The sequence below is a fragment of the Stenotrophomonas sp. SrG genome (genome assembly GCF_050031795.1).
Classification (GTDB): domain Bacteria; phylum Pseudomonadota; class Gammaproteobacteria; order Xanthomonadales; family Xanthomonadaceae; genus Stenotrophomonas; species Stenotrophomonas rhizophila_A.
In genome coordinates this window covers 1-259 of sequence record NZ_JBNBBE010000409.1, presented here as the reverse complement: position 1 = coordinate 259, position 259 = coordinate 1, and the positions used below count along the sequence as shown (strand labels likewise).

General features: G+C 62.9%; 1 protein-coding gene. It reads left to right on the top strand.

Annotation, left to right across the window (positions count from 1 at the left end; translation table 11 throughout):
* Positions 1-259 (top strand): M2 family metallopeptidase (locus ACQG3P_RS20275; RefSeq protein WP_426806047.1); only part of this gene is annotated, 259 nt, incomplete at both ends.

Genomic DNA, 259 nt, shown 5'->3' with positions numbered 1-259 from the left:
ACGCCAGTGCGTGGGACATGAACATGGAAGGCGACGTGCGCACCACGATGTGCATCACGCCGACCGAGGAAAACTTCACCACCATCTACCACGAGCTGGGCCACATCTATTACGACCTGGCCTACACCCCGCTGCCGCCGCTGTTCCAGGGCGGTGCCAACGATGGCTTCCACGAAGCGATCGGCGACACCATCGGGCTGGCGATGACCCCGCAGTACCTCAACTCGATCGGGCTGGTCGACAAGCCGCAGGAAAGCCG